This window comes from Methanobrevibacter sp. (assembly GCF_045541095.1).
GTDB lineage: Archaea > Methanobacteriota > Methanobacteria > Methanobacteriales > Methanobacteriaceae > Methanocatella.
The window spans coordinates 1-4,033 of sequence record NZ_JAZQIJ010000176.1 but is presented as its reverse complement, the minus strand read 5'-3'; the positions used below and the strand labels follow the sequence as shown (position 1 = coordinate 4,033).

Here is a 4,033-nt window from a genome sequence, read left to right as displayed (position 1 = left end):
GCCGTAGATTTCATTGTACATGAAGTTAATGACCTCACCAGCTTCATACTTGACCGTTAATGTTCCTTCCTCAACACTTACATAGTTGTTAAAGTCTTCGGGAGATCCGTTAACGATATCTTTCGGCATCTCATGAAGGTAGAGCTGGACTTCATTATCGTCATTGAATTCCTTTTTCAGTCCGTAACCGTGCGCACCAATTTCAAGAAATATTGGCTTGATGTATTTGCCAATACTTTTATCCCAGCGCTGCACCGGTTTTATAAGGCCTTCACCGTCAACCATTCCGCCCTGCAGGATCTCCTTAGCCACTTGTCTAATATCAATTTTTCTGGCCCATAGAATTAACGTTAGTTTCTGCTCCTGAGACAGCTTGTTTTCCTTATCTACAAGAACAATATTAACATTGGCCTTATCGATTCTGTTTTTCAAAATTCCTGAAGTATAACCCTCAAGCTTAACAGCATAACGTGCATTAGCTATTGTTTTATTTATCACCGGAGGAAGTGCATCGACAAGATCAAGGCCCGTGTTTATTCCATCAACTCTAGGCTGTCTTTCACTTTCGCCCCAATAGCTGCGCTTGGTGTTGTACTGCTCCACACGATTATTCAATAATCTGGTTCTAATATAATCAGTAATTCCCATGACATATCATTTCCAATTATAATTTTTTATTATATTGTTTATTATATTTTTTATATAAAATTAGTAATAAATTTATTTGTTTTAATCTCTCAATAATTTTCTTCTACCCTGCCATATCAATTGGCGCTGCCTTTTTCTCAACTCCTTATACTCCCAATACATCTGTGATGTGACATATCCATGAAGCCTTCTAAACTCATCTATTCTAACAATTTCAGATTGCACAATAGCGGTTTCGCCTTCATGCCAGCAGTAGTATGGATGATGGCAGGGAATATCATGTTCTGAAGCCAATCCGGTTTTGCAGTTGTTACAGTAATCCACAAACCACAATTCCCCCTCTCTTTCTCGTTTTTCTTTTTTGGCTTCGATTATCTGCTGCTTAATAGATTTCATAACAATCAATTTTTATAAAAACCATGAAAAACCATGAAAACTCTTGTAAACTTTTTTGATGGTTTTTTTAAAAACTCCTTAAAATCCTTTAAATCAAATAATAACAATCCATAAGAAGTTTCACGAAAATGATTTTTTAAAAAACCAAATTTTGCCGGAGTATGCGGGGCCACTTGTTAAACATGCCCCCACACATTTCCGGAACTTCAGTTTTTTGCAAAAACCAACTCCCCAAAACCAAAGCAAAATCCTCCAATTTATCTAAAAACAATTATAAACAATTTTTTAAAAAAACTTTTACAAAAGTTTTTATAAGTTTACATGGTTTTTTTAGTTTTTTGGTTTTCATGGTTTTTCAGTTTTTATGGTTTTTTGCCAATCCATATTGGCTTTCTTATATCTGAATCAAAGTTCATTATACTTAACCCCTCAACAAATTTATCTTCCTTCATAATGTCTACAACCCACTGTCCAATCTCATAGCAGATATCATCATATACTGAATCGTCCATGTGCTTTAAATCATAGCTGATTGATTCCACTTCACTTTTTGCAAGGTCATATACATTGGATCTTCCTGACCTGTCAGTAATCTGTAGAAATCCCTTGTCAGCCAGTTCATACATATATTTCCTTGCTGATGCCTTGCTCAATCCTAGGCTTTGAAGTGTGAAGTAATCATTGGTTGTAATTCCCATGTTCAGCACTTCCCTGTCCTTGCTTATCTTCCAATCATCAATATTGTTTCTGATATCGTTTAGAACTTCAACAGCTTTTGGTGCAAGGTTTGCAGATATGCTTTCCTTGTATGGTCTTAAAAGACTCATGAACAATTGCACATCAGCAATATTTGTGAGCACCATCTTTTTTCCGTCAACATCATAGACTTTATGATTATAATAGTTCAGGGCAGTTATTGTTTTAAGTAACCCATTGAACTTGTCAAAATCCCTTTTGTAAAAAGAAGAATTCTTTAAAAAGTCTATGACAAAATGAACATACGGATTAATCACTACAGTATTTTCAAATACCTCCTTTAGATGCAATAGCATGTATGGCACCAGTTCAGCTTCCTTTTCGTATTGCTTTAAAATCCTGTAGCTTTTGCCGTGCTTGAATTCCAGTGCACTTTTTCTTCTGTTGAAGATTTTCTGATTGTCCATTCTAGGTGTGATGAAAATGCTTCTGCTCATTTCCTGATCATCAAAATAATGATTAGGTACGGTAGTATATGTCAGGCATGGCTTGCCTTCAAGTTCCAGGTCTTTTACATCCCATCCGCCTTCACCGTCCGGAATGTTTAATGGCTTGTTTAGAAAGCCGTCAGACTGAAGTTCCTTCATGAGGTTTTTGGACTCCTCCATGAATTCATGGTCATTGCTTCCACCCATATCACCATAATTGACAATCATCCCGTCATAGAAATATCTGTCCTTTTTGGCACGGTTGAAGAGTGCAGCCTCGGTAATCTTTTTTTCATTGACAACAAACCTTTTGGGAATCAGTCTTAATGCTGTTTCCTGTATGTGTGATTTGCCGCTGCTTGCTTCGCCAAGACATATTACAGAAACAGGATTTTTGAGGATAACTTGTCCTGCATATACGGTAAATGCATACATTATGTTGTTGCGCTCACCTGCAGTAAACCATTCAACAAGACTACCAATATAAATTAAAGGACAGCTTAGAGATTGCAATTTGGTGATAGCTTCCTTTAATTTATTGGAATCCTTTTCCTGATCGGCCTGTTTCTTGTCAGCTATTTCCTGCTCGATAACAGATAGCTCATTTTCATAGTGGAGCTGCAGCAATTGCTTAAGTTCTGAAAACTGGTTGTTGACCTGTCTCGGTTTCAACTCGCCGTTAGGATTTATAATCTGTTTGAACTGTCTTGCGACATTGCTTTGGGAAGATAATGTAGCGGGAGATTTATTTAGATATTCTCCGATTTTATTACCATACCTGTTTTTAAATACATATGTGACCTTATCAACATTGTCCCTGTTGATAATGAGAGTTATTGTATCCTTTGTAGGTAATTCAGCTACATTACTCATTCATACACCCGCTTATTTTACCTGAACGTCACGTACGATGAAACTGTAATAGATATAGCTTCCGGACTTTTCTTTGACCTGTATTGTCATTTCACCCAAGTTGTTTACGAATTCCCTGTATTCAGCGAGGTTGACGTTTCTTAAGATATTGGATCTGCCAACACTTCCTGTATTTTCCAATTCTAAAATAGAGGTTATGAAGTCAAAGAGTACACTTCCTTTTCTGATGTTTTTGTGAAGGTCACCATCGTTTTTGAGGTTAACGTTTATTTCAACGTATATTTTTTCATCATCTTTGAAAATGAATAATTTAAAACGGTTAATGGTTTTTTCCTCACCGTCATCATCGAAAGTATAGGATGTTACTGAAGACATTTCAGGCCTACCTGTTATTAAAGTTCCATCTTCAAAGTCTCTTAGTTCTGCTTTTTCATATCCTTCCGGGATTTCCACGATTTCTTCAAAGTCCAATTCTGTACCTGTAAATATTGTTTGTCTGGTATTTTCAAAACTCATTTTATTTGTCTCCTAAAAAATTATTTAAGAGGAGTTATCCTCTTTTAAAAATTTTGATTGACTTACAATCTTTTCTGCTGACATCTCTTCTGCTGACACTTCACCTGCTCCAATCAGTTCAGCTATTGCACGATTGGTTGCACGTGTCTTTGCAGTTGACATTATTGTGTGGTCAGACACTTTGTCTTTACCTTTTTCAGACCTTGAGCATAATGCATCAGATTCTACGCTACGACCATTAGGCAATGTTGCACGCACGCAGTAGTATGCTTCTCTGATTCTGCCCATTTTGGTTCTCTCCAAATCACGGTCAATGATTTCAGTATCAACATTGAATGCACGAGATAGCTTTTGCCATGCTGATTTTTTCTTGAAGTGTCTTTTCACTTTAACGTAGTTTCCGTCTTCGTCTTTTT

Annotated in this window: 5 protein-coding genes; all 5 read right to left on the bottom strand. The window is 36.5% G+C overall.

What is annotated here, in order from left to right:
- Positions 1–615 (bottom strand): hypothetical protein (locus ACKI2P_RS07355; protein WP_407376409.1); only part of this gene is annotated, 615 nt, incomplete at its 3' end.
- A gap of 114 nt (positions 616–729) precedes the next feature.
- Complete coding sequence (locus ACKI2P_RS07350) at positions 730–1,044, bottom strand: hypothetical protein (RefSeq protein WP_407376408.1); 315 nt, start codon at positions 1,042–1,044, stop codon at positions 730–732.
- Between the two features lie 362 nt (positions 1,045–1,406).
- Positions 1,407–3,101, bottom strand: a complete 1,695-nt coding sequence (locus ACKI2P_RS07345; RefSeq protein ID WP_407376406.1) for a hypothetical protein — start codon at positions 3,099–3,101, stop codon at positions 1,407–1,409.
- 12 nt (positions 3,102–3,113) lie between these two features.
- Positions 3,114–3,617: a hypothetical protein gene (locus ACKI2P_RS07340; protein WP_292826706.1), complete on the bottom strand. Its 504-nt coding sequence runs from the start codon at positions 3,615–3,617 to the stop codon at positions 3,114–3,116.
- A gap of 24 nt (positions 3,618–3,641) precedes the next feature.
- On the bottom strand, positions 3,642–4,033 hold a 392-nt coding region (locus ACKI2P_RS07335), incomplete at its 5' end, for a hypothetical protein (RefSeq protein ID WP_407376403.1).

Bases quoted from the DNA above. Each gene is read 5' to 3' on its own strand.
- ACKI2P_RS07345 (WP_407376406.1), bottom strand. From the start codon at position 3,101: ATGAGTAATGTAGCTGAATTACCTACAAAGGATACAATAACTCTCATT.
- ACKI2P_RS07340 (WP_292826706.1), bottom strand. From the start codon at position 3,617: ATGAGTTTTGAAAATACCAGACAAACAATATTTACAGGTACAGAATTG.
- ACKI2P_RS07350 (WP_407376408.1), bottom strand. From the start codon at position 1,044: ATGAAATCTATTAAGCAGCAGATAATCGAAGCCAAAAAAGAAAAACGA.